The organism is Nitrospirillum amazonense, assembly GCF_029594735.1.
Classification (GTDB): Bacteria; Pseudomonadota; Alphaproteobacteria; order Azospirillales; family Azospirillaceae; genus Nitrospirillum; species Nitrospirillum amazonense.
In genome coordinates, this window is sequence record NZ_JARPAF010000003.1 from 173,575 (window position 1) to 174,339 (window position 765).

Consider the following 765-nt stretch of genomic DNA (forward strand, 5'->3'; position numbering starts at 1 on the left):
CACCGGCAGCCTGGGCACCCTGGTCAACAGCGGCACCATCGCCGGCTCCATCGCGGTGGAGGTGGCGTCGGGCGGCACGCTGGGCCAGGTGGTCAACACCGGCACCGTCAGCGGCAACCTGGTCAACCTGTCGACGAATGCGCTGGTCCTGTCGGGCGGCACGGTCGCGGGCACGTACACCGGCGGCACCATCACCAGCACCCTGGCCAACGTGACCCTGGCCTCGGGCGCCATGGTCCTGGGCGACGCGGTCAATGTCGGCGCCGGCACGCTGGTCAACGGTGGCGCCTCGGTGTCGCTCAACACCATCGTCAGCGTCACCGGCAACTACGGCCAGACGGGCGGGACGCTGAACGTGGGGGCCAACGCGCTGGTGGTCAGCGGGGCGGCGGTCATCACCGGCGGCACGGTGGTCTCCGGCGCCACCTTCTCGTCCACCGCCAACTATCTGGCGGGCAGCAGCGCCAGCACCCTGATCCAGGGCGGCGCCGGGTCCAGCTACAGCGGCTACAGCGTGTCCGCCGGGTCGCTCACCGGCCTGGCGTTCGGCGGCACCACCAGTGGCACCAACCTGGTGCTGGCGGTGAACAACGACTATGTCGGGACCCTGCTGCCCACGCTGAACAACACCGGCAGCATTGGCGGCATGCAGACCGCCCTGTTCGTGCGCAGCACGGGCAGCATCGGCACGGTCAGCAACAGCGGCACGCTGGCGGGTGTGGGCGCCGTCACGGGCTACGGCGCCTCCATCGCCGGCACCATCGG

General features: G+C 71.0%; 1 pseudogene. It reads left to right on the forward strand.

Features of this window, described 5'->3' with window-relative positions:
- Positions 1-765 (forward strand): annotated as a pseudogene (locus P5F91_RS19210) (hypothetical protein); the annotation flags it as partial.